The organism is Nitratireductor sp. PBL-C9 (assembly GCF_050877045.1).
Lineage (GTDB): Bacteria > Pseudomonadota > Alphaproteobacteria > Rhizobiales > Rhizobiaceae > Nitratireductor > Nitratireductor aquimarinus.
Window position 1 is genome coordinate 201,181 of the sequence record NZ_JBPAXW010000001.1, and the last position, 20,438, is coordinate 221,618.

General features: G+C 63.1%; 21 protein-coding genes and 1 riboswitch. Of the genes, 12 read left to right on the top strand and 9 right to left on the bottom strand.

Features of this window, described 5'->3' with window-relative positions:
• The first annotated feature begins 9 nt into the window (after positions 1-9).
• Positions 10-933 carry an NAD(P)-dependent oxidoreductase gene (locus ACRTG1_RS00975; protein WP_432515564.1) on the top strand — a complete coding sequence of 308 codons (924 nt, stop codon included), beginning with the start codon at positions 10-12 and terminating at the stop codon, positions 931-933.
• 6 nt (positions 934-939) lie between these two features.
• On the opposite strand, the gene ACRTG1_RS00980 is transcribed toward ACRTG1_RS00975, so the two are convergent.
• On the bottom strand, positions 940-1,383 hold the full coding sequence (locus ACRTG1_RS00980; protein ID WP_206548610.1) for a PACE efflux transporter: 444 nt from the start codon (positions 1,381-1,383) through the stop codon (positions 940-942).
• 116 nt (positions 1,384-1,499) lie between these two features.
• On the bottom strand, positions 1,500-2,981 hold the full coding sequence (locus tag ACRTG1_RS00985; protein WP_432515565.1) for a S8 family serine peptidase: 1,482 nt from the start codon (positions 2,979-2,981) through the stop codon (positions 1,500-1,502).
• Between the two features lie 110 nt (positions 2,982-3,091).
• Here ACRTG1_RS00985 and ACRTG1_RS00990 point away from each other — a divergent pair, with 110 nt between their 5' ends.
• The 8 genes from ACRTG1_RS00990 to ACRTG1_RS01025 all read left to right on the top strand — a co-directional run bounded on the left by ACRTG1_RS00990 (position 3,092) and on the right by ACRTG1_RS01025 (position 9,758).
• Positions 3,092-3,583, top strand: a complete 492-nt coding sequence (locus tag ACRTG1_RS00990; protein ID WP_113156905.1) for an RNA polymerase sigma factor — start codon at positions 3,092-3,094, stop codon at positions 3,581-3,583.
• 37 nt (positions 3,584-3,620) lie between these two features.
• Complete coding sequence (locus ACRTG1_RS00995) at positions 3,621-4,385, top strand: anti-sigma factor family protein (protein ID WP_432515566.1); 765 nt, start codon at positions 3,621-3,623, stop codon at positions 4,383-4,385.
• Between the two features lie 147 nt (positions 4,386-4,532).
• Positions 4,533-4,979, top strand: coding sequence for a peptide-methionine (R)-S-oxide reductase MsrB (msrB, locus tag ACRTG1_RS01000; protein WP_113156903.1), 447 nt, complete (start codon positions 4,533-4,535; stop codon positions 4,977-4,979).
• Positions 4,976-5,482: a peptide-methionine (S)-S-oxide reductase MsrA gene (gene msrA / locus ACRTG1_RS01005; protein ID WP_206544863.1), complete on the top strand. Its 507-nt coding sequence runs from the start codon at positions 4,976-4,978 to the stop codon at positions 5,480-5,482. The genes msrB and msrA overlap by 4 nt, the downstream gene beginning before the upstream one ends.
• 235 nt (positions 5,483-5,717) lie before the next feature.
• Entirely contained in the window at positions 5,718-6,299 is a 582-nt protein-coding gene (locus ACRTG1_RS01010; RefSeq protein ID WP_113156901.1) for a DUF4956 domain-containing protein, read from the top strand.
• A gap of 23 nt (positions 6,300-6,322) precedes the next feature.
• The gene (locus ACRTG1_RS01015; RefSeq protein ID WP_113156900.1) at positions 6,323-7,111 is read left to right on the top strand and encodes a polyphosphate polymerase domain-containing protein; all 789 of its coding nucleotides are present in this window, start codon (positions 6,323-6,325) and stop codon (positions 7,109-7,111) included.
• A 31-nt stretch (positions 7,112-7,142) separates the two neighbouring features.
• Complete coding sequence (locus tag ACRTG1_RS01020; RefSeq protein WP_432515567.1) at positions 7,143-8,756, top strand: inorganic phosphate transporter; 1,614 nt, start codon at positions 7,143-7,145, stop codon at positions 8,754-8,756.
• A 78-nt stretch (positions 8,757-8,834) separates the two neighbouring features.
• The gene (locus ACRTG1_RS01025; protein WP_432515568.1) at positions 8,835-9,758 is read left to right on the top strand and encodes an esterase-like activity of phytase family protein; all 924 of its coding nucleotides are present in this window, start codon (positions 8,835-8,837) and stop codon (positions 9,756-9,758) included.
• 63 nt (positions 9,759-9,821) lie between these two features.
• Here ACRTG1_RS01025 and ACRTG1_RS01030 read toward each other — a convergent pair whose 3' ends face one another.
• The 5 genes from ACRTG1_RS01030 to ACRTG1_RS01050 form a co-directional block, all read right to left on the bottom strand.
• On the bottom strand, positions 9,822-10,811 hold the full coding sequence (locus ACRTG1_RS01030; protein WP_432515569.1) for an ABC transporter substrate-binding protein: 990 nt from the start codon (positions 10,809-10,811) through the stop codon (positions 9,822-9,824).
• On the bottom strand, positions 10,808-11,563 hold the full coding sequence (locus ACRTG1_RS01035) for an ABC transporter ATP-binding protein (protein WP_432515570.1): 756 nt from the start codon (positions 11,561-11,563) through the stop codon (positions 10,808-10,810). The genes ACRTG1_RS01030 and ACRTG1_RS01035 overlap by 4 nt, the downstream gene beginning before the upstream one ends.
• Positions 11,560-12,348, bottom strand: coding sequence for an ABC transporter permease (locus tag ACRTG1_RS01040; protein ID WP_113156895.1), 789 nt, complete (start codon positions 12,346-12,348; stop codon positions 11,560-11,562). Before ACRTG1_RS01040 ends, ACRTG1_RS01035 begins: the two co-directional genes overlap by 4 nt.
• A 4-nt stretch (positions 12,349-12,352) precedes the next feature.
• On the bottom strand, positions 12,353-12,961 hold the full coding sequence (locus ACRTG1_RS01045; protein WP_432515571.1) for a YkoF family thiamine/hydroxymethylpyrimidine-binding protein: 609 nt from the start codon (positions 12,959-12,961) through the stop codon (positions 12,353-12,355).
• Positions 12,955-13,067, bottom strand: a riboswitch (TPP riboswitch). Its footprint overlaps the gene before it by 7 nt.
• Positions 13,068-13,183: 116 nt before the next feature.
• Complete coding sequence (locus ACRTG1_RS01050; RefSeq protein ID WP_206553171.1) at positions 13,184-13,945, bottom strand: DeoR/GlpR family DNA-binding transcription regulator; 762 nt, start codon at positions 13,943-13,945, stop codon at positions 13,184-13,186.
• Positions 13,946-14,107: 162 nt separating this feature from the next.
• Between ACRTG1_RS01050 and ACRTG1_RS01055 the strand changes: the two genes are divergently transcribed.
• Genes ACRTG1_RS01055 through eutH form a run of 3 tightly spaced genes read left to right on the top strand, consistent with a single transcriptional unit; the run spans position 14,108 to position 18,766 of the window.
• Entirely contained in the window at positions 14,108-15,019 is a 912-nt protein-coding gene (locus ACRTG1_RS01055; RefSeq protein ID WP_432515572.1) for a phosphotransferase, read from the top strand.
• The gene (locus ACRTG1_RS01060; RefSeq protein ID WP_432515573.1) at positions 15,016-17,475 is read left to right on the top strand and encodes a GcvT family protein; all 2,460 of its coding nucleotides are present in this window, start codon (positions 15,016-15,018) and stop codon (positions 17,473-17,475) included. Before ACRTG1_RS01055 ends, ACRTG1_RS01060 begins: the two co-directional genes overlap by 4 nt.
• A 58-nt stretch (positions 17,476-17,533) precedes the next feature.
• Positions 17,534-18,766 (top strand): ethanolamine utilization protein EutH, encoded by a 1,233-nt coding sequence (gene eutH / locus ACRTG1_RS01065; protein WP_432515574.1) that lies wholly within the window; start codon positions 17,534-17,536, stop codon positions 18,764-18,766.
• A gap of 10 nt (positions 18,767-18,776) precedes the next feature.
• On the opposite strand, the gene scpB is transcribed toward eutH, so the two are convergent.
• Complete coding sequence (gene scpB, locus ACRTG1_RS01070; protein WP_432515575.1) at positions 18,777-19,439, bottom strand: SMC-Scp complex subunit ScpB; 663 nt, start codon at positions 19,437-19,439, stop codon at positions 18,777-18,779.
• A 4-nt stretch (positions 19,440-19,443) separates the two neighbouring features.
• Positions 19,444-20,397, bottom strand: a complete 954-nt coding sequence (locus ACRTG1_RS01075; RefSeq protein ID WP_432515576.1) for a DUF1403 family protein — start codon at positions 20,395-20,397, stop codon at positions 19,444-19,446.
• Positions 20,398-20,438: the final 41 nt, after the last annotated feature.

The window sequence follows — 20,438 nt, forward strand, 5'->3', positions numbered from 1 at the left end:
GAGCCCGCCATGAGCATCAGGAATGTCACCCTCATCGGCACCGGCATCATGGGCGCGCCCATGGCGCGTAACATTGCTGCGGCGGGCTTCAACCTGACCGTCTGGAACCGCACGCGCGCCAAGGCGGAGCCGCTTGCGGATGTCGCAACGGTTGCGGACGACCCGCAGACGGCCGTGGCGCAGGCTGACGCCATCGTGACGATGGTCGACAACTCGCCCATCGTCACCGAGATCTATTTTGGCGGGAACGGCATTGCGGAGCGTGCGCCGAAAGGTGCGCTTTTCATCGACATGTCATCGATCCAGCCAGCGGTCGCCCGCGATCATGCGCAGATGCTCTCCCAAAGCGGGCACAGACATCTGGATGCGCCCGTATCGGGCGGTGAGAAAGGGGCCATCGAAGCAACGCTTGCCATCATGGCGGGCGGCGATGTTGGAGACTTCGCCGATGCGGAGAAACTGCTCTCCTCCATGGGGCGGGCAACCCATGTGGGCACGCACGGGGCCGGTCAGGTTGCGAAACTCGCCAATCAGGCAATCGTGGCTGTCACCATTGGCGCGATTGCCGAAGCATCTCTTCTGGCGCAGGAAGGTGGATGTGACCCGGCTGCACTGCGCGATGCTCTGATGGGCGGCTTTGCCACCTCACGCATTCTGGAACTGCATGGAGAGCGGATGCTGGAGCGCAACTTCATACCCGGCGGGCCGCTGGAACTGCATCTCAAGGATCTCGAAAACGCGCTCGAAGTGGCCGATGCGACCAGGCTGAAACTGCCGCTTACGGAACAGACGCGCGACGCGTTTCGCGCACTTGTTCACGACATGAAGATGGGCCGACACGACCATGCGGCCTATCTGCTGTGGCTTGAGGCGATCAATCCCGGAAAGCGGCTCGGCAGCGGCGAGACGAAGGCCCCGCCGCTCAAGGGCTGAACGTGATCAGGCCCTGCTGTTCTCGGGAACGGCACGCGCTTCGGGCACGGGAAAGATCAGGTCATACGCCCAGTTGAAAACGAAAGCGTAGACCAGGTAGAAAAGCGCGAAAGAGGCGTTGACGAAGAGCGCCTCCACCATGGGAACGCCGAGAAGTGCTGCCGTGAACGGCATCAGGACGACCAGAAGGCCACCCTCGAACAGAACGGCGTGAACGACGCGCATGAGCACCGTTTTGCGGACACTGCCGGTGAAACGGCGCAGCGCATGGTCGAAACCCAGATTGTAAATATAGTTCCACGCCGTGGCGACCGTGGCGCTGACGACCACGACGATGCCCATCTCGAACATGGGCTTGCCGAAAAGCCACGAGGCGATTGGCGTGACGATGAGAAGGGCGATCAGCTCGAAACTGACGGCGTGGCGAATACGGTCTGCGGCAGTGCGCATCTTGCTCCCCGTTGGTACTCGGGCCGTCCCGAAATGGTTCCCGGAATGGGGGAGGTCGTCCTCGCTTCGGCGTGCAATATAGGAAGCGTGTCGCACAACGCAAGGATGGTTTCAGATTACTCGCCCGGCAGGGCCGCCGGGCACAGGCCGGAGGCCTGAAGCAGGCCGTGACCGAACACCGGATCGCGCCCTTCAGCCCCGAGATCCAGCGCTGTTTCCGCGAGGATTGCCTTCACCGCCCGATGGTCGAGGCTTTGATCCTGACGTTTGAGCATGGCCGCTGCTGCGGTGACGAAGGGGGCTGCGAAGGAGGTCCCGGTCTTGGGACGTGCGCCGGAAACCGAAGCGGCGGTCCAGACCTGCACGCCGGGGGCGGCAAAATCGATGTGGTCGCCCTGCCCTGCCCGGCGGTAAACGCGCTTTGCGCGGTCCACTGCCGTGACCGCGATGACCGTGTCATACGCTGCGGGATAGACCGGCTTCGCGCGCGGTCCGTTGTTGCCGGCGGATGCAACGACGACGACGCCCTTTTGCGCCGCCTCGTTGACGATCCGCTCGACCACTTCATTGGCCGCGCCTGCCAGGCTGAGATTGAGCACTGCGACCTCCTGGTCGACCACCGCATCGATGGCGGCGATCAGGTGATAGGCGTCGGCCCGTTCGTCGCCCGCCTTGCGGTAAAACGGATCGGCGGCGACGAGTTTCGCGCCATTGAGGAGCCCCGGCGACCGGCTTTCGCCGGAACCGATCAGGATCGCAGCGACCGCCGTTCCGTGCTGACGGCCTGAATCGGAGCCGCCCGACACTTCCATCTGGACGAACTCGATCTCGCCGCCGTCGAAGGTGGTGTGCTCGGGGTTGATGCCGGTGTCGACAATGCCGACGCGAACAGGGCTCGCACAGGCGGGATCCTGCCCGCCGGGCTCGACCCATCCGACCAGCGCCCTGTCGGGACAGTGCGGACCTTCGCAACCGATGAGCCCGGCGCCATCTGCACCACCGCGTGAAGACGGGCGATAGTGATGATTAAGATCGAGCAGGGCATCGGGCCTGAGTGCGCGTACGGTGTCGCGGGCTGCATCGAGCGATTGTTCCGCCGGGATGCGCAGCCGGTAGAGCGTTGCCGTGAGTGACAGGAGGTCGATCTGTTCCAGGACGGCGAAGCCATCGTCGACGAGCGCCTCTATGTCTCCCTGGCTCAGTCCCAGCGCGATGACCTCACGGTCGGCGTGGATGGCGGGGGGCGGGGCGGCGGGCCGGGCAGCGGGCCTGCTGCGGCGCGGTGCGCTCTTGCGGGGATTGAGGCGCTGTTTCAGCGCATCGAAGAGTGTCTTTCCGGAAGAGCCCGAGCGCCGGGACGACCCGGATGAACCGCCGGAGGAGCTTCCGCTGAAGCTCGTTCCCCCGCTGCTGCCGCCGCCTCCACCGCCGCCGTTGTCATCATCGTCATCATCATCGTCGTCGTCATCATCGTCATCGTCGGCAAATGCATAGCCGGCCGGGTCATTCACCAGCACGGGCGCGATCGCCATGGGCAATCCCAAAAGCGCGATGAACAATAGACGGACGAAGCAGCGATAGCTGTGTTTTGCGTTCATGAACCCTTCCATTCGACGCCTCATTAGCATTTTTTGGAATGCAGGCGAATAAACGGGCAAGCCCAACGTTTATTCCACATCATTCACGGAGAAGGCGCCCGGACCGGAACATGAAATCCACCTTTGCGGATGAAATCGTCGACCTTTTGCCGAACCTGCGACGTTATGCTTTCGTGCTGAGCCGTTCACTGGACGTGGCCGACGATCTTGTGCAGCAGACCTGCGAGAAAGCCTTTGCGAGCCGGAGCAGTTATGCCCAGGGCACGAACCTTTCCGCGTGGCTGATACGCATCATGCGCAACACCTGGATTGACCGGGTGCGGCGTGACAGGACGCGCGGCGAAAGCGTGGACATTGTCGACCGGCCCGATGCGATCTTCACCGACGGCGCGCATGACACGGAAACGCATCTGATGCTCGGCAATGTGGCGAGTGCGCTGCAGGAACTGCCGGCGGACCAGCGCGAGATCATCATGATGATCTGCGTGGAGGAGCTCTCCTACAAGGAAGCTGCCGCCGCGCTTGGCATTCCCATCGGCACGGTCATGAGCCGGCTTGCCCGCGCCCGGACCACGCTCGCCGGAAAACTTGATCTAAACTGACAGGGCCGCATGACCTTTTGCGACAGGACAGAACACGATGCATGAAGAAAAATTCACCGATGAAGTTCTGATGGCCTATGCCGATGGCGAGCTCGATGCGAAGACCCGCCGTGAGGTTGAAGACGCCATCGAGCGGGACACTGCGCTCGCGGAGCGCGTGGAACTGTTCATGAAGACGCGCGCGTTACTGGCGGGCACATTCGGAACGGCAAAAGTCTCCGTGCCAGACGATCTTGAAGCGCGTGTGCGACAGATGGCTGGCGCTGCGGAGATGGAAGAATTCACTTCCGGAGCGGAGGTGCTTCCCTTCAGGCAAAGGAGCGCCCCGCGCCAACAGGGGTTCGCGCAGCGCTATGCACTGCCCATCGCAGCTTCTCTGGCGCTGGTTGCGGGCGGATTGCTTGGTTACATGGCTGCCGGTCAGCCCGAACAGGCGGGCGGCATCGAGATTGCGGGCCTTGCAGACGACCGGATCGTTGAAGCGCTGAACGTATCGCCGTCGGGCGAGACAAGGCAACTTGGCGAGGATGCGCGTTTCGAGGCGATTGCCACTTATCGCGATGGCGCGGACACGCTTTGCCGGGAATTCGAGGTCAGTGCGCGTGGCACATCTCATGTGGCTGTCGCCTGTCAGGAAAACGATGCCTGGCAGCTGCGCTTTGCGGCCTCGCAGGTGGATGTGAACGGCGATTTCGTTCCCGCGTCTTCGCTGGAAGCGCTGGACGCGTTTCTCATGGCCACCAGGGCCGGTGCGCCGCTTTCGGCCGAGGATGAGCGCGCGGCGCTTTCCACACTGCGCTGACGCGTCCCGGCGGACTTCCGTTTCGGATCACGCTAATATGATTGGGATCGCGGAGCCGCGATACCTAGATGAAGCTCCGCAGGCACCGTGTTTCGACGCGATGCCGAGACCGATCACCATTGAACGATCAGGAAGCCGGAGCTGCCGATGAACTACAGGAAGACCGAAGAAGCCTTGGCCCGCCTCAGCCCGGAGCAATATTACGTGACGCAGCAAAGCGGCACGGAACGCCCTGGCACCGGCGAGCACCTGAACAACAAGGAACCGGGCATCTACGTCGACATCGTTTCGGGCGAACCGCTTTTCGCAAGCAGCGACAAATATGAGTCCGGCTGTGGCTGGCCGAGCTTTACCAAGCCCATCGCGCCGGCCAATGTCAGCGAGCTGCGGGACACGACCCACGGCATGATCCGCACGGAAGTGCGCTCCACGCATGGCGACAGCCATCTTGGCCATGTCTTCGAGGATGGCCCGCGAGACCGTGGCGGTCTGCGCTATTGCATCAATTCGGCGGCACTGCGCTTCATTCATCGCGATGCGATGGAAGCGGAAGGTTACGGAGACTATCTCGATCAGGTGGAGGATGTGCAATGACTGAACGCGCTGTTCTGGCTGGCGGCTGTTTCTGGGGCATGCAGGACCTCATCCGCAAGCTGCCCGGCATTGTCAGCACCCGTGTGGGATACACCGGAGGCGACGTGCCGAACGCCACATACCGCAACCATGGAACCCATGCGGAAGGGATTGAAATCACCTTTGATCCCGACAAAACGAGCTATCGCCGGCTGCTGGAGTTCTTCTTCCAGATCCATGATCCGACCACGGCAAACCGGCAGGGCAATGATGTCGGCATGTCCTATCGCTCGGCGATCTACTATGTCAGCGACGAGCAGAAGCGCGTGGCCGAAGAGACCATTGCCGATGTGAACGCCTCCGGCCTGTGGCCGGGCAAGGTGGTGACGGAACTGGAGCCGGTTGGCGATTTCTGGGAAGCAGAGCCCGAGCACCAGGATTATCTCGAGCGCTATCCCAATGGCTATACCTGCCATTTCCCGCGCCCCGACTGGGTGCTGCCACGGCGCGACGCGGCGGAATAGAACGCCGGATCAGGCGCAGATATCTGACCGAAACGACAAAGATGAACTCCCTCCGGAAAAAATCCGGGGGGAGTTTTTTCATATGCGGCAAGGGTTTCAGCGGACCCGGGAGAAATAAAATCAATGCCGATGGAATAGATCCAATTCCCTCACGTTTTCCGACACCAGAGACGGCTTTCTGACAGTTTTACGACAGTTTTCTGACAGAGGCCGTGACCAACAAATGAGGAAAACAATGCTGGAAACGTTCGCATTCGGTGACACCCCAATCCGCTTTGGCATCGACGTCGTGTCGATGACGATCCTGGTCTTCGGCCTTTACTACCGGCGCTACCGCGACAAGGAACTGGTGACGGCGGCATCGCTGTTCAACATCTTTGCCTTTGGCGTTCTTTCCATTCTCTCGGCTGTCGAATTCTCGCTGGCCGCCGGCTTCGGCCTCTTCGCGATTCTGGCGCTCTTCACCCTGCGTTCGGAGCAGATCTCCAAGGTGGAAATCACCTATTTCTTCGGCTCGGTCTCCATCGCCGTGATCTGCGCCATTCCCGGAACGCCTCTGGCCATCGTGCTTGCCGTTGTCGCGCTTGTGCTTCTGGGCGCTTACATCCTCGATCACCCGGCCATCCTGCGCTCGTCCGACGGTGTGAAGATCACGCTCGACAAGATCGATCACGAAGCGCTTTCGCAGCCTGAGAAGATGCGCCGCGACCTCTCCGAGCGCCTTGGCGTGGACGTGATGTCCTACCAGATCACCGCGCTCGACTACATCAACGACATGGCCCGGATGAACGTGTTCTTCCGCAAGCCCCGGCATTGACCTGCCGGGAAGGAGACACTCCAATGGATCATTCCATCACAAATGAACTGACCGGCTTCCGCCCGATCTCGCTTGAGGGACTGAACGGCAAGGCCGCCATGCTGGAACGGCTGGACAACAAGTATATCGTTCCGGCCAACCGGCTCCGCCCCGCGCTGCACGCCTTTTCGGACCTGTTCGACGTGCTCGAAATCGACGGCATCCGCGCGTTCACCTACGCGACCCGTTATTATGATGATGACGATCTGCGCAGCTATTACGACCACCATCAGGGGCGTCGCAAACGCTGCAAGGTGCGGGTGCGCGATTACGTGGACACTGGCCTCAGCTATCTGGAAGTGAAGCTGAAGAGCAAACGGCAGATCACGGTCAAGAAACGCCTGAAGCTGCAGGAACCCGGTTCGGGTCTTGATCACTCCGGTGAAAGTTTCATCGATACGTGCCACCGCGAGATCTATGACAGCCCCTTCGACCGGCCTTTGGCCCCGGTGATCGAGATGCAGTATATGCGCATCACGCTGGTGGCCAAGGAGGGCGGCGAGCGCATGACCATTGACACGCAGCTCTCGTTCAAGGCTGGCGATGTGCGCCGCCTTGTGCGGCCCGACATCTCCATTGTGGAAACGAAGTCGGCGCGCGGCAACGGCATCGCCGATGCGATTTTCCGGGGACTGCACGTCCACCCGACAAAACGCTGCTCGAAATACTGCGTCGGCATGGCCGCGACGGGCCAGGTGGAGCGGCACAACCGCTTCCTGCCCGCGCTGCGTCGCTTGCAGCTTCTCGACGGCCGGGCCCTGAGCCCCGCCTGAGCTTCAACTCTGCCATCGAAAGGAGAGGACCATGCGTACGCATGTCAGCCCCGCTTTGCCTGAATCCGGCTATATGGCGAGCCTCGCGAAAGCCAGGTCGGACCTCAGAGACCTTGCTCCGTTTCTCGGACGTCTTTTCATCGCCCTGTCCTTCGTCGCTGCGGCGATGGCCTATGCGCTGGTGCGCGCCCAGAATGGCGGCAATCCCGAATTCGCGCTGTGGATCGCCACGGCCGCCGGCTTCGGCGCGTATATGGCGCTCAATATCGGCGCAAATGATGTCGCCAACAATATCGGCCCTGTGGTCGGTGCAAGGGTGATCCCGCTTGCAGGCGCGCTCATTATGGCGGCGGTGTTCGAGTTTGGCGGCGCGCTTATTGCCGGCGGCCAGGTCATCAGCACCGTGCGCGGCGGCATCGTTATGCCGGAGGCGCTTGCCGACCGGAACGTCTATGTCTGGGTGATGATGGCCGCACTTCTGGCCGCAGCGCTCTGGCTGAACCTCGCCACCGTTTTCGGCGCGCCCGTCTCCACGACCCATTCCATCGTGGGTGGCGTGATGGGCGGCGGCATCGCGGCGGCGGGCCTTTCGGCCGTTGACTGGTCGGTGATGGCCAACATCGCCGCAAGCTGGATCATCTCCCCGCTTCTGGGCGGCCTGTTTGCTGCGCTGTTTCTCTATGCGATCAAGCGCTTCGTGACCTATGAGCCGCAGGTGCTGAAGGCCGCGCAGAGGATTGTGCCGCTTCTCGTGGCCGCCATGACCTGGTCGTTCGGCACCTATCTGATCCTCAAGGGGTTCAAGAAGGTGTGGTCTGCGAGCCTGCTTGAGGCGACCATGGCCAGCGCGCTCATCGCTCTTGTGGCATGGGCTGTCTCCCGCTTCCTGATCGCACGCCGGCTGCCAAAACTTCAGAATGACAAATCCGCGGTGAACCAGCTTCTGGCCCTGCCGCTCATCTTCTCGGCAGCGCTATTGAGCTTCGCGCATGGCTCCAATGACGTGGCAAACGCGATCGGGCCACTGGCCGGCATCTATGATGTGCTGACCAATGACGCGATGCAGGAAAAGGCCATCATTCCGTTCTGGGTCATGGGGCTCGGCGCTGCCGGCCTCGCCATCGGCCTCCTGCTGTTCGGCCCCCGCGTCATCCAGACCGTGGGTGGGGAGCTGACCAGGCTGGACGCGATGCGCGCCTACTGCATCGCCATGGCGGCAACCATCACCGTGATCACGGCCAGCCAGCTTGGCCTGCCGGTTTCCACCACCCATGTGACCGTGGGCGCGGTGCTTGGCGTGGGCTTTCTGCGGGAGTGGCTGAAGCGCCGCTATGCGCGGATCGTCAGCGATATCCGCACACTGCATGCCGGTCGTGATGAGGCGGAATGCGACGCTTTCATCGCCCGCATGCAGGCAAGCCCCTTCGCGCAGCGCAGGGCCATGATCGATGCGCTGCGCAGGGAACATGCGCAAAGGCAGTCTGACGCCAGCGTGTGCGGCAGCACTGCGGCAACCGACCGGGGCGAAGCTCTCGTGAACCGGGCGCTGATGACCAAGGTTCTGTCGGCCTGGATCATAACCGTTCCGCTGACGGCGCTCATCTCCGCCGTGATCTACTTCACCCTTCGCGGGATCATGCTGTGAGGCAGCGGGCGCTCCGGAAAATCCGGGGCGCCCTTGCAGTCTGCCAGAAGCATTTCCGCCAGAAATGAGGTCTGAACCTTGAGAACCATTCTTTTGACACCCCTCCTCGCCCTCGCCAGCACGCTTGCAGTCAATGCCGAGCCGATGTCGGCGCGGGTTCTCGATCATCGGGTGTTGCCCGAAATCGATGTGAACGGCGAGACGATGGCCGAGTTATCCGGCCTCGCTTACGACCCGCAGACGCAGACCGTTTATGCGGTTTCCGACCGGGCCACGCTGTTCAGCCTCGCCTTCTCGACCGATGGCGAGACGATTACGACCCTTGAGCCGCAGGCGGCTGCGGCGCTGACCGACGCAGATGGCAATGCGCTTGCCGAACAGGGGTTCGGGCCGGAAGCGCTGATGCTACGACCAGATGAAACGGGCGCACTGAATTTCGCGATCCTGAGCGAAAGCGGACCGCGCGCCGCACTTTTCAAGCGTGACGGGGGATGGCTGGCAGAGATCGATCTGCCATCGGCGGTGCGTGACAGCAGCCGACAGGCGGGCAAGAACCGCGGCCTTGAATCCATAGCCCATCACCCGGAGCTTGGCCTTGTGACCCTGCCCGAAGAACCGTTTGAGCCCGCGCCGCGCACCGCGCACACGCTTTATGCGGAAGGTGGCGAAACGCTCTCGTGGTCGAGCGAGGATATCGGCGCGTCGCGGGTGAAGGCGATGACGGCGCTGCCCGATGGCAGGCTTCTGGTGCTGGAGCGCATCAAGGAAGACAAGGCGCTCGTTCCCTATCTGCGGCTTGTCGACCCGGCGGTCTGCGCGGCCGACACCTTATGCAAAACGCAGGCGGTTCGGCTTGATATTCCCGGTATCGACGATGCGGATTTCGAAGGCATTGTCGCGGTCTCGCCGTCACTCTTTCTGCTGGTCAGCGATGACCGGATCAAGAAGGAGCAACGCTCGGTGTTCGCGCTGGTGGACGTGACGTTTCCGGCCATGCCCTGAATGAAAACGGCCCGAAAACCTCCTGGGGCTTTCGGGCCGTAAATCTCTGAACTGCGTCAGAAATTACTGCTTCTGGTACACGTTGGTGAACCAGGTGGAGACGTCCGGCATTTCCTCAAGGCGCTTGCCGTCGGCATCGCGCATGACGCCCGCCTCGAACATGAACTTCGTGATGTTGCCGAACATGTCCGCATCGATGAGGCCGACCGGTTCGCCTTCGTCCTGCAGGTAGCCGCCATCCACGATGGCCTGCATGGAAGCGCGGACCAGCTCCGGGTTGGACAGCATGCCGCCGGTCTCGGCGATCAGCATTTCGGCTGCCTCTTCCGGGTTCTCGGCAGCAAAGGCATAGCCGCGCTGAGCCGCTTCAACGAAAGCGCGCGCGGTCTCCGGGTTGGCCTTCAACCAGGTTCCGTTGCCGCCAAGATAGGTGGTGTGCTGATCCGGCACGCCGTAATCGGCATAGCGGAATGCGCGCTGCGGACGGTCGAGGAGCACGGAGTTCACACCTTCCCAGGTGCTGACCTCAAGCGTGAAATCGACCGTGCCGTTGGCAAGCGCCTCATAGGCGGAGGTGCCGAGCGTGACGGTCTCGAATTCGCCCTTGCCGCCATCGTTCTGGATGATGGTGGAGATGAGGGCCTGCTCCCATGCGCTGCCGAACCCGGCATAGGTCATGCCATCGAGATCGGCCGGGCGCTGGATGTCTTCACGCACGCCGTTGAAGACGAGACGGCCCGTCTCGTGCTGCATCACCGCCATGACGACCGTGAGGTCGGCGCCCGTGGCGCGCTGGCTGTAGAAGCCGATGGAGCTGAGAATGCCGAATTCGGCAACGCCCGTGGCGACCAGCGTGCCGGAGGACGTGTCGGTGTAGGGCAGGATTTCGACATCGAGGCCGGCATCCTTGAACCAGCCTTTCGCCTGGGCGACGTAGAGCCCCACATGGTTGGTGTTGGGCGTCCAGTCCAGCGCGACGCTCAGGCGCTCCTGCGCCGTTGCCGGCAGCGCCATCGCGCCGAGCATCAGGGCTGCGGCTATCAGGCTTTTCATGGTCTTTCTCCTGTCTGACTGAGCAAGGTGTTCAAAAGGTCTTCTTCCAGCACGCGGGCCTTGTCCGGCAGGGGCGCGCCAAGGCGCGGGCGCGGGGCGCGGACGACGACTTCGGAAATCACGCGGGCGGGACGGCGCGACAGCACATAGATGCGGTCTGAAAGGGCGACCGCCTCGCGCACGTCATGGGTGACGAGCAGCGTGGTCCAGCGCGCGGCGCGCCAGCGGTCCTCCAGCCAGCGCTGCATCTGCGCGCGGGTGAGCGCGTCGAGTGCGCCGAAGGGTTCATCGAGAAGCTGGATCGGGCGGGCCTGAATGACCGTGCGCAGAAGGGCTGCGCGCTGACGCATGCCGCCCGAGAGTTCCGCCGGATAGCGCTGCTCAAAGCCTTCCAGCCCGAATTCGGCGAATAGCGGCAGCGCGCGGGCGCGCGCCTCGGCGCGGGGCACACCCTGCACTTCCAGCCCCAGAATGACGTTGTCGATGATGCGTCGCCAGGGCATCAGCGCGTCGCGCTGCGGCATGAAGGCGAAGGTCTGGCCATCGCGCTTCAGCGGCGCGCCATCGCGCAGGATCTCGCCGCGATCCGGCGCAAGCGCGCCGGTGAGCAGGCGAAACAGGGTGGACTTGCCTGCTCCCGAAGGGCCGAGAATGGAGACGAACTCCCCCTGCCCCACATGCAGCGACACATCGTCGAGCACGGCGGTTTCGCCAAGCGTCACGCCCACATTGCGCATTTCGAGGGCGCTCATCGTGTTTGCCCCGCTTCACGCCAGCGCAGCAGCGCGCGTTGCAGAAGCGCCGAGACGCCGAAGAGCACCAGCGTCAGCGTGGAGCTGACCACGACCGCTGCCAGCATGAGATCCGGGCGAAAGCTGTTCTTGGCGTTGAGAATGACAATGCCGAGCCCGGCGCGCGCGCCGACATATTCGGAGAAGATCGCGGCGACCACGGCATAGGTGATCGAAATCCGCAGGCCGGCGAAGAAATAGGGCATGGCCGAGGGAAAGCGCGCCGCCCGGAACACTTTCCACCGCGACGCGCCCATGGAGCGCATCAGCGTTTCGATTTCGGGATCGGTGGATTCGTAGCCATCGACCAGCGCCACCAGCATGGGAAAGAAGGTGACGAGCGCCACGAGCAGGATTTTCGGTGTGAGACCGAAACCGAACCACAGGACGGCCAGCGGCGCGATGGCCACCAGCGGCAGGGTCTGGCTGACGACAAAGATCGGGAACAGCGCCCGCCGCAGCTTCGGCAGGAAATCGAGCGCCACCGAGAGGGCAAAGGCGATGCTGACGGAGAAGGCAAAGCCGGTCAGCGTCGCGCTCAGCGTCGGTAGCGTGTTCTCCCACAGGAGGGCGCGGTTGACGCCCATCTGTTCGATGACGCGCGAAGGCGCAGGCAGAACCAGCGGCGAAATGCCCGACAGCCGCACATAGATTTCCCAAAGGAGGATTGCACCGGCAACGCTTGCCAGGGCAGGCAAGCCGCGCACCAGCCGTCCGCCCGCAGGACGGGGCCGACCCTGAGACATGGGGTCAGGCCGTGGAGGGGCTGTTGGCGGAAACGGTGAGATCGACCGTCACATGGCCTTCGGGCGGACCGAACCGGCAGAAGGCCTGTTCGAGCGTTGCGAAAACCGGGCCTGCATCGCCGGTGAGACGGCTGCAGAAATTCTTGGAGCGGTCAAAGACGCCGCTCGACTTCAGGAAGTCGATGCAGCCCATGATCTCCGCCATGTGATCGCCGGCGCCCATCACGTAAAGCGAGAACTGCGCGCGGGCGATTTCCGACGTGGTCTTGGCATTGGCCACCGCTTCAAGCGCTGCCTTCTGCCGTTCGGCGAGTGGCTCTGACGGATTGGCGAGTGCAGAGGTGCTGCAGATCGGATCGTCGGGCTCGCCGGGGCAGCCGCGCGAGAGCGTGGCGCGCAGCACCACGTGATGGCGGGTGGATGCGGCGGCGACATAGAAATCGCGCAGCGCCGGAAACAGCACTTCGGGCGGGCCGACGACGAGCGTGGAGATATCGTCGGTCTCGATCCGCAACCGGTCCCGGTAAGGATCGAACGCGGAGAGCGACGACATGATGACGTCGACGAAATTGTCGGTCATCGGATAAAGGGAAAGCTGCGCACCTGCGAACATGATTGTCCTCCTTGCTCCGCTGGCATTACCCAGATCAGCTTCTAGGGCCCGAGGATTTGCACCCTCATCTCAGCCGCGGCGATACGCGGCACCCCTGTGGATGCGCGGAACGAACCAAATCCCGAGACGGAAAGCAAGTTGATTGTGCAGGAACTGTTTCGTCGGAGAACAAATGTACAGCTTTCCCACAGGCGTGGTGCGCCGGCGGCCCGAACGCCCCCGTCAGGCGGGGCAGGTAACCGTCACATCGGCCAGACGGAGCGCTTCGGACAGGTCTTCCGGCGGCATGCTGTCGACGATCAGCGAATCGACTTCGGCAAAGGAGCAGACGCGCACCAGCCCCTTCCGGCCGAACTTGGAAGCATCGGTCACGACAACCCGGCGGCGACCACGCGCCAGAACCGCGTTGCCGAACTGCGCCTCCTCCAGATCGTAATCCATGATGCCGGTCATCGCGTTCACCGCGCCGGCGGAAATGATGGCGTGATCGACGCTGAAACGGCTGACGAACTCGATGGCGGAAAAGCCGAGCGCGGAGCCACTGTCGCTGCGCAGCTCCCCGCCGGCCATGTAGACCTTGTTGCCATTGACGGTCGCCAGCGTGCGGGCGATGTCGGATGAGTTGGTAACGACGGTCAACTGCCGGTGGTCCAGCAGCGCGCGCGCCAGAAGGCTGGTAGTGGTGCCCGTGTCGAGCATCACCGACTCGCCATCGCGGATCGTCGAGGCGGCCAGTGCGGCAATGGTCTCCTTGGCCTGCCGGTTCTCCCGCATGCGCCGCTCGAACGGCGCTTCGCTGACCACGGACGGCAAGGCGATGGCGCCATGCATGCGCACGATGGCGCCACGCCCGGCAAGCGCCTTCACATCGCGGCGGACGGTTTCCACCGACACCTCCAGATGCTGCGCCAGATCATTGACGCCCATTGTGCCCTGCTCTGTCAGAAGATCCAGAATCCGACCATGGCGGGGGGAATAGTTCATCTGCGTTGCCCTTACCGGTTGTGCCCGTTTATGCCCTATCATGACTGATTTGAAATTCAAGAAGATGCAAATCGGTCAAACTTCAACATTTTTCTGTTGACTTCACACAGATGCCCATCAATTCTTCCTCAAAATCGACAGCCAAAGGCTGCGGGAGGAGACATGACGGCAGCACGGGAAATCACCGCCCCGGGCTCTGATCGGATTGCGGCACTGCCCCTATGGCAGGGGGCAATCACGATAGAGCCGCTTGTCGGCGGCATCAGCAATGAAAGCTGGCTCGTTACCGACGATGCCGGCGGCCATGTGGTCCGTTTCGGCAAGGACTATCCCTTTCATCACGTTATCCGCGACCGCGAATTGATGACCGCGCGCGCCGCCGAGTTAGCGTCTCTTGCACCAGCCGTCGAGCATGCGGCGCCCGGCGTGATGGTTTGCAGACATCTCAATGCCAGAACATACGGCGAAGCCGATGTGCGTGCCAACATTGAACGCGTCGCGAGGATCGTTCGCGATTTTCATCAGGACATGCCGCACCATGTTTCGGGGCCGGGCTTCATGTTCTGGCCGTTTCACGTCATCCGCGACTATGCGCGCACCCTGAAGGAAGGCGGGAGCCGGATGACGGAGCAGCTGCCGGCCTATCTCGCGCTGGCCGATGAGCTGGAAGCCGTACAGACGCCGCTTCCAATCGTGTTCGGTCACAACGACCTCCTGCCAGCCAACCTTCTGGATGACGGCAAGCGGCTGTGGCTGATCGATTTCGAATATGCCGGCTTCTCGACGGCGATGTTCGATCTGGCGGGGCTCTCCTCCAACGCCAGCTTTTCGGACGAAGAGTCCGAAGCGCTGCTCGGCTATTATTTCGACCGCACGCCCGATTGGGACCTGCGGCGTTCGCTGGCCTCCATGCAGTGCGCTTCGCTGTTGCGCGAGGCGATGTGGAGCATGACCTCCGAGCTTTATCTCGACGCGCCGGGCACCGACTACGTTGCCTACACGCATGAGAACCTCTCGCGGCTTGAGGCCGCATTGGACACTTTCTACACCCAATACGGACGCGCATCACGATGACCCAGACCCTGCCTTCGCATGCCCAGATCGTCGTCATCGGAGGCGGCATCATCGGCTGCTCGACAGCCTACCACCTTGCCCGCGACCACAAGGCCGACGTCATTCTTCTGGAACAGGGCAAACTGACATCGGGCTCGACCTGGCATGCCGCCGGGCTGATCGGCCAGTTGCGCTCGTCGGCGTCGATCACGCGCGTGCTGAAATACTCGGTGGATCTGTACAAAAGGCTGCACGAGGAAACGGGTCTGGAGACCGGCTGGAAAATGACCGGCTGCCTGCGGCTCGCCACCAATGAAGACCGCTGGACCGAGTTCAGACGGCTTGCCACCACCGCGCGCAGCTTCGGCATGGAGATGGAGCTTGTCGGGCCGGAGGAAGTGAAGCGGATGTGGCCGCTCATGGACACGTCCGACCTGATCGGCGCGTCCTGGCTGCCCACGGATGGGCAGGCCAGCCCGTCCGACATCACCCAGTCACTCGCCAGGGGCGCGCGCATGAACGGGGCGCGGCTCTTTGAAGGCGTTCAGGTGACCGGCTTCGAGATGGCAGGCGGGCGCATCGTTGCCGTGGAGACGGATCGGGGCAGGATCGCCTGCGAAAAAGTGGTCAATTGCGGCGGCCAATGGGCCCGTCAGATCGGTGCGATGGCCGGGGTCTCGGTGCCGCTGCACCCGGTCAAGCACCAGTACATCGTGACCGAGAAGATCGAGGGGCTCTCTTCCGACACGCCGACCGTGCGCGATCCCGACCGCCGCATCTATTTCAAGGAGGAGGTCGGCGGCCTCGTCATGGGCGGCTACGAACCGAACCCGCAGAGCTGGGCCACCGGCCTGCCGGGCGGAGATGTGCCGAACCGGTTCGAATTCCAGTTGTTCGACGACGATTTCGACCATTTCGAACAGCACATGACACAGGCCATCGAGCGTGTTCCGGCACTCGCCGAAGCAGGCGTCAGGCAGATGATCAACGGGCCTGAAAGCTTCACGCCGGACGGCAATTTCATTCTCGGACAGGCCCCGGAATGCGCCAACATGTTTGTCGGGGCCGGCTTCAACGCCTTCGGCATCGCCGCAGGCGGCGGTGCGGGCTGGGTGCTGGCGGAATGGGTGGTGCGCGGCGAGGCTCCGCTGGATCTCTGGGTCGTGGACATTCGCCGCTTCTCGGAGCTGCACCGGGACCGCAAATGGGTCGAGGAGCGCACGCTCGAAGCCTATGGCAAGCACTACACGGTCGCGTTCCCGCATGAGGAATATGAAAGCGGCAGGCCGCGCATCCTCTCCCCGCTCTATGCAAAGCTTCAGGATCACCGCGCGGTGTTCGGCTCGAAGCTCGGCTGGGAACGGCCCAACTGGTTTGCGCCGGAGGGGATGGACGCGCGGGACGACTATTCCATGGGGCGGCAGAACTGGTTTGGCCCCGTCGGTGAGGAACATGCGCATGTGCGCGAAAAGGTCGGCGTTTTCGATCAGTCATCCTTCGCCAAGTATGAGCTGACCGGCCCCGATGCGGCGGACGCGCTGGAGCGCATCTGCGCCAACCACGTCGCCAAGCCAGCCGGACGCCTGACCTACACGCAGATCCTGAATTCGCGCGGCGGCATTGAATGCGACCTGACCGTCGCCCGTCTTGCCGATGACCACTTCTACATCGTGACCGGAACCGGTTCGCGCACCCACGATTTCGCGTGGATAGAAGACCACCTGCCTGCCGGCGCAAACGCCCGTCTTGTCGACGTGACCGAGAAACATGGCACGCTCTCCCTGATGGGGCCGCGGGCGCGTGAGGTTCTCGCCGCCGTGACCGGGGCCGATGTCGGCAACGAGGCCTTCCGCTTCGGCCGGGTGCAGGAGATCGACATTGCCGGGCACCGCGTGCGCGCCATGCGCGTGACCTATGTCGGTGAACTGGGCTGGGAGCTGCATGTGCCCATCGAGGGTACGGGCGACGTTTTCGACGCGCTGATAGACAAAGGCCGCGCGCAGGAGATCCGCCCCGTGGGTTATCGCGCCATCGAGTCGCTCCGGCTGGAGAAGGGTTATCGCGCCTGGGGCTCGGATGTGACACCCAATGACAACCCGTTCGAGGCGGGGCTTGGCTGGGCCGTGAAGCTGCGCCGTGACACGCCGTTCATCGGGCGCGAGGCCTGTGAGGCAGCTTCTGGCGGCCCTTTGACCAAACGCCTTGCCTGCTTCACCACGGCTGACCCCGACGCGGTTCTGCTTGGCCGGGAAACGATCCTGCGCAATGGCGAGCCGGTCGGCTATCTGACGAGCGGGGGCTATGGCTACACGGTCGGCAAACCCATCGGCTACGGCTATGTGCGCGCCGCCGGGGGCGTCGACGACGCATTTCTGACATCGGGAGACTACGAACTCATCGTGGCGAACGAACGCTTCGCGGCCACGGTGCACATGGCGCCGCTCTACGATCCGCCGGGGGAACGCGTAAAGGGCTGATCGAAAAACCGGCGTCAAAAAGCCGGAGGCGCATTTCGCACACTGGGAGGGAAGGCAAATGGCTTCAATCGGTACCTACGTCATTTACATAATCATGGCATGCGCCGTCGCTGGCGCGATCGCCTCCATCCGAAACCCTGAAACCGGGCTCGGGAAGGAGTTTATCGAGGGGCTGCATTCCATCGGCCCGATCTTCATTCCCGTGGCCGGCATCATGGCCGCGATCCCTTATCTTTCGGAGTTCATCCGCCTCGTCGCAGGGCCGCTTTTCGCGATGATCGGCGCGGACCCGTCCATTGCAGCCACTACGGTGATTGCCGTCGACATGGGCGGCTATCAGCTTGCCGACACGCTCGCCCAGTCGCGCGATGCGTGGATGATCGCCACCATTGTCGGCTTCATGTCGGGCGCGACCATCATCTTCTCCATTCCCGTGGGACTGGCGATGCTGGCGAAAGCCGACCACAAATACATGGCGCTTGGCATCATGTCCGGCATTCTGAGCGTGCCGATTGGCGTGTTCATCGCCTGCGCGCTGATCGCGCTTGCCGGGCTCGGCATTCGCCCGGATGTCTCGACGACGGCTGATGCGAGTTACCAGATCGCGCTGTCGCTGGTGGACATTCTGCGCAATCTTCTGCCGTTGATCGTCTTCTGCGTCGCCATCGCGCTCGGGCTGCGCTTTGCCCCCGATGCGATGATCGCCGGCTTTCTGTGGTTCGGTCGCCTCATGTATGCCGGCGTCACGCTCGTTCTGGTCGCTTCCATCGTCGAGTATTTCACGGGCTTCTTCACCACTGTGTTCGGCTCATGGGGCTTCGACCCGATCATCGCGGATGAGCAGGACCAGTTCCGTGCGCTGGAGATTGCCGGCTATATCGGCATCATGCTCGCCGGGGCGTTTCCGATGGTCTACCTGCTGACCAAATATCTGGCAGGTCCGATGGAGGCGCTTGGCGCGCGCATCGGCGTCTCGCCGGAAGGGGCCGCAGGGCTTCTGGCGGCGACGGCGAACATCCTCGCCATGTACCGGCTGGTCGGCAAGATGCAGCCGCGTGACAAGGTGCTGGCAATCGCCTTTGCCGTCTGTGCGGCCTTCACCTTCGGCGACCACCTTGCCTTCTCGGCGAATTTCCAGCCGAGCATGATCCTGCCGCTGATCCTGGGCAAACTCTTCGGCGGTGCTGCCGGCTTCCTGCTGGCCATCTGGCTTTCGGTTCCGAAAGCGGAGGAACTGGCTTCCCTGGAAATGCAGGCGGGAGCAGAGGCGCGTCCGGTGCCCGCCGAATAGATCGGAAAGATCACCAGCGTTCCATGGCTCCTGGGATATCTCCCAGGAGCTTTTCCTTGTTGAGAAGGCCCGCATCTTCGAGTTTTTCGAAATCCGGCAGGTCGCGCAGGGTTTCGAAACCGAAATGGGCAAGAAAACCGGGCGTCGTTACATAGGTGTAGGGTGCGCCGGGCTGCGGGCTTCTGGGGCCGGAGGCGATGAAACCCGCACGCCGCAGCTTGCCGATCAGATCCCGCGAGATTTCGCGGGCAAAGAAGCTGGAAAGTTCCGAACGCGTGATGGGCTGAAAGTAGCCGATGGTCATGAGCACCAGCGCTTCGGCTTCCGACAGGCTTTCCCCTTGCTCCTCAATGCCGAATGCCGAGCGGATTGCATCCGCCACGGCGGGGCGTGTGCGGTGCTGCCAGCCGCCGGCGACGCGGACAAGCTCATAGGGCCTGTCGGCGAGCTCGGCGCTGATGTCCTCGATGATCAGATCCAGACTGCAATCCCGGCCGATGACCTGCGTGAGGGTCTCGCGCGAGACCGGTTCTGGGGCCGCGAAGATGACCGCCTCCACCCGAGCCATCCACTCTCGCCAGCGCAGGGCCTGCGGAAGATGCTCCAGCTCGCGGTCGAAGAGCGGTGCGCCCGCCTTTTCACCCTTGCCGTTCTTTGCGGATTGCGCGCTCATGAGATCACAATCCGTAAATGCGGAAGCTGTCGCGACCGGTCAGCTCGCGCACCGCGCCAAGCGAGACGAGCCGGGTGTAGAGGCGGCGGAGCCCGCGGTCGCTCATGCCGGGGAAGTGGCTGGAAGAGCCAACGGCGTCATCCTCCAGAAACGCCTGCACCACCGGCTGTGCGCCCTTTGCCCGCAGTTTCGGCGCGACCTGCAGGAGCTGGCCTGCCCGGCGTTCGAGCGTGATGGCCAAATCGACTGTGTCGAGCGCAGCACGGGCATAGCGCCGGGCTATCATGGCGCGCAGCATGGGGGGATCAGCTTGCGCTGCACCCGCCTCTGCGGCAAGCAGAAACAGGGGAACGGCATGGGACCAGCCAAGTGCGCGCGCCACGACCGCATCGCAAAGGAGCGGCGCGATCACCGTTTCGAATTCGGGAAAGAGGCGACGAACCGACAGGAAAAGCCGCTCGGCGGCAGCGATTGCATCGTGCCCCTCCTCTCCTGCTTCCAGCATGATCGCACGCAGGTCGGCAATGCGACCCTCCGCGCCGTATCCGCAGGCCTCGACCATTGCGCGGAGCGTGTCTTCGCTGGCAAGCGCGCCGGCCGGTCTGGAAACCAGCATCCGCCAGGCAAGCAGGATGCGGCCCGCAGGACCGACATCATCGCCCGGTCGGGTCAGAGCCAGCGCGTCGCGCAGGGCTGTTTCATCCTCCGGCCGCCGAACGCGCTGACATGAGATGGCGGCGGCCCTGAGCGCGAGACGGCAGCGCCATGCCTGCGCCGCAGCCATCTCGCCACGCACTATCATGTCGAGCGCGCCCAGTGCGGCCCCTGCCGCAAACTCCGTATTCGGAAAGGCTAGCGCCTTTGCAGCCCGGCGCAACCAGTCGGGAATGCGGGGCGCGCAGACACCCGGCGGTGCGTCCGCAGCGGTCTGTGTGCGCAGGGGGGCGGCTCGAATCATGTTTTCAGCTTGTGCGAGCACGGCGCTTCATTCAATCGATG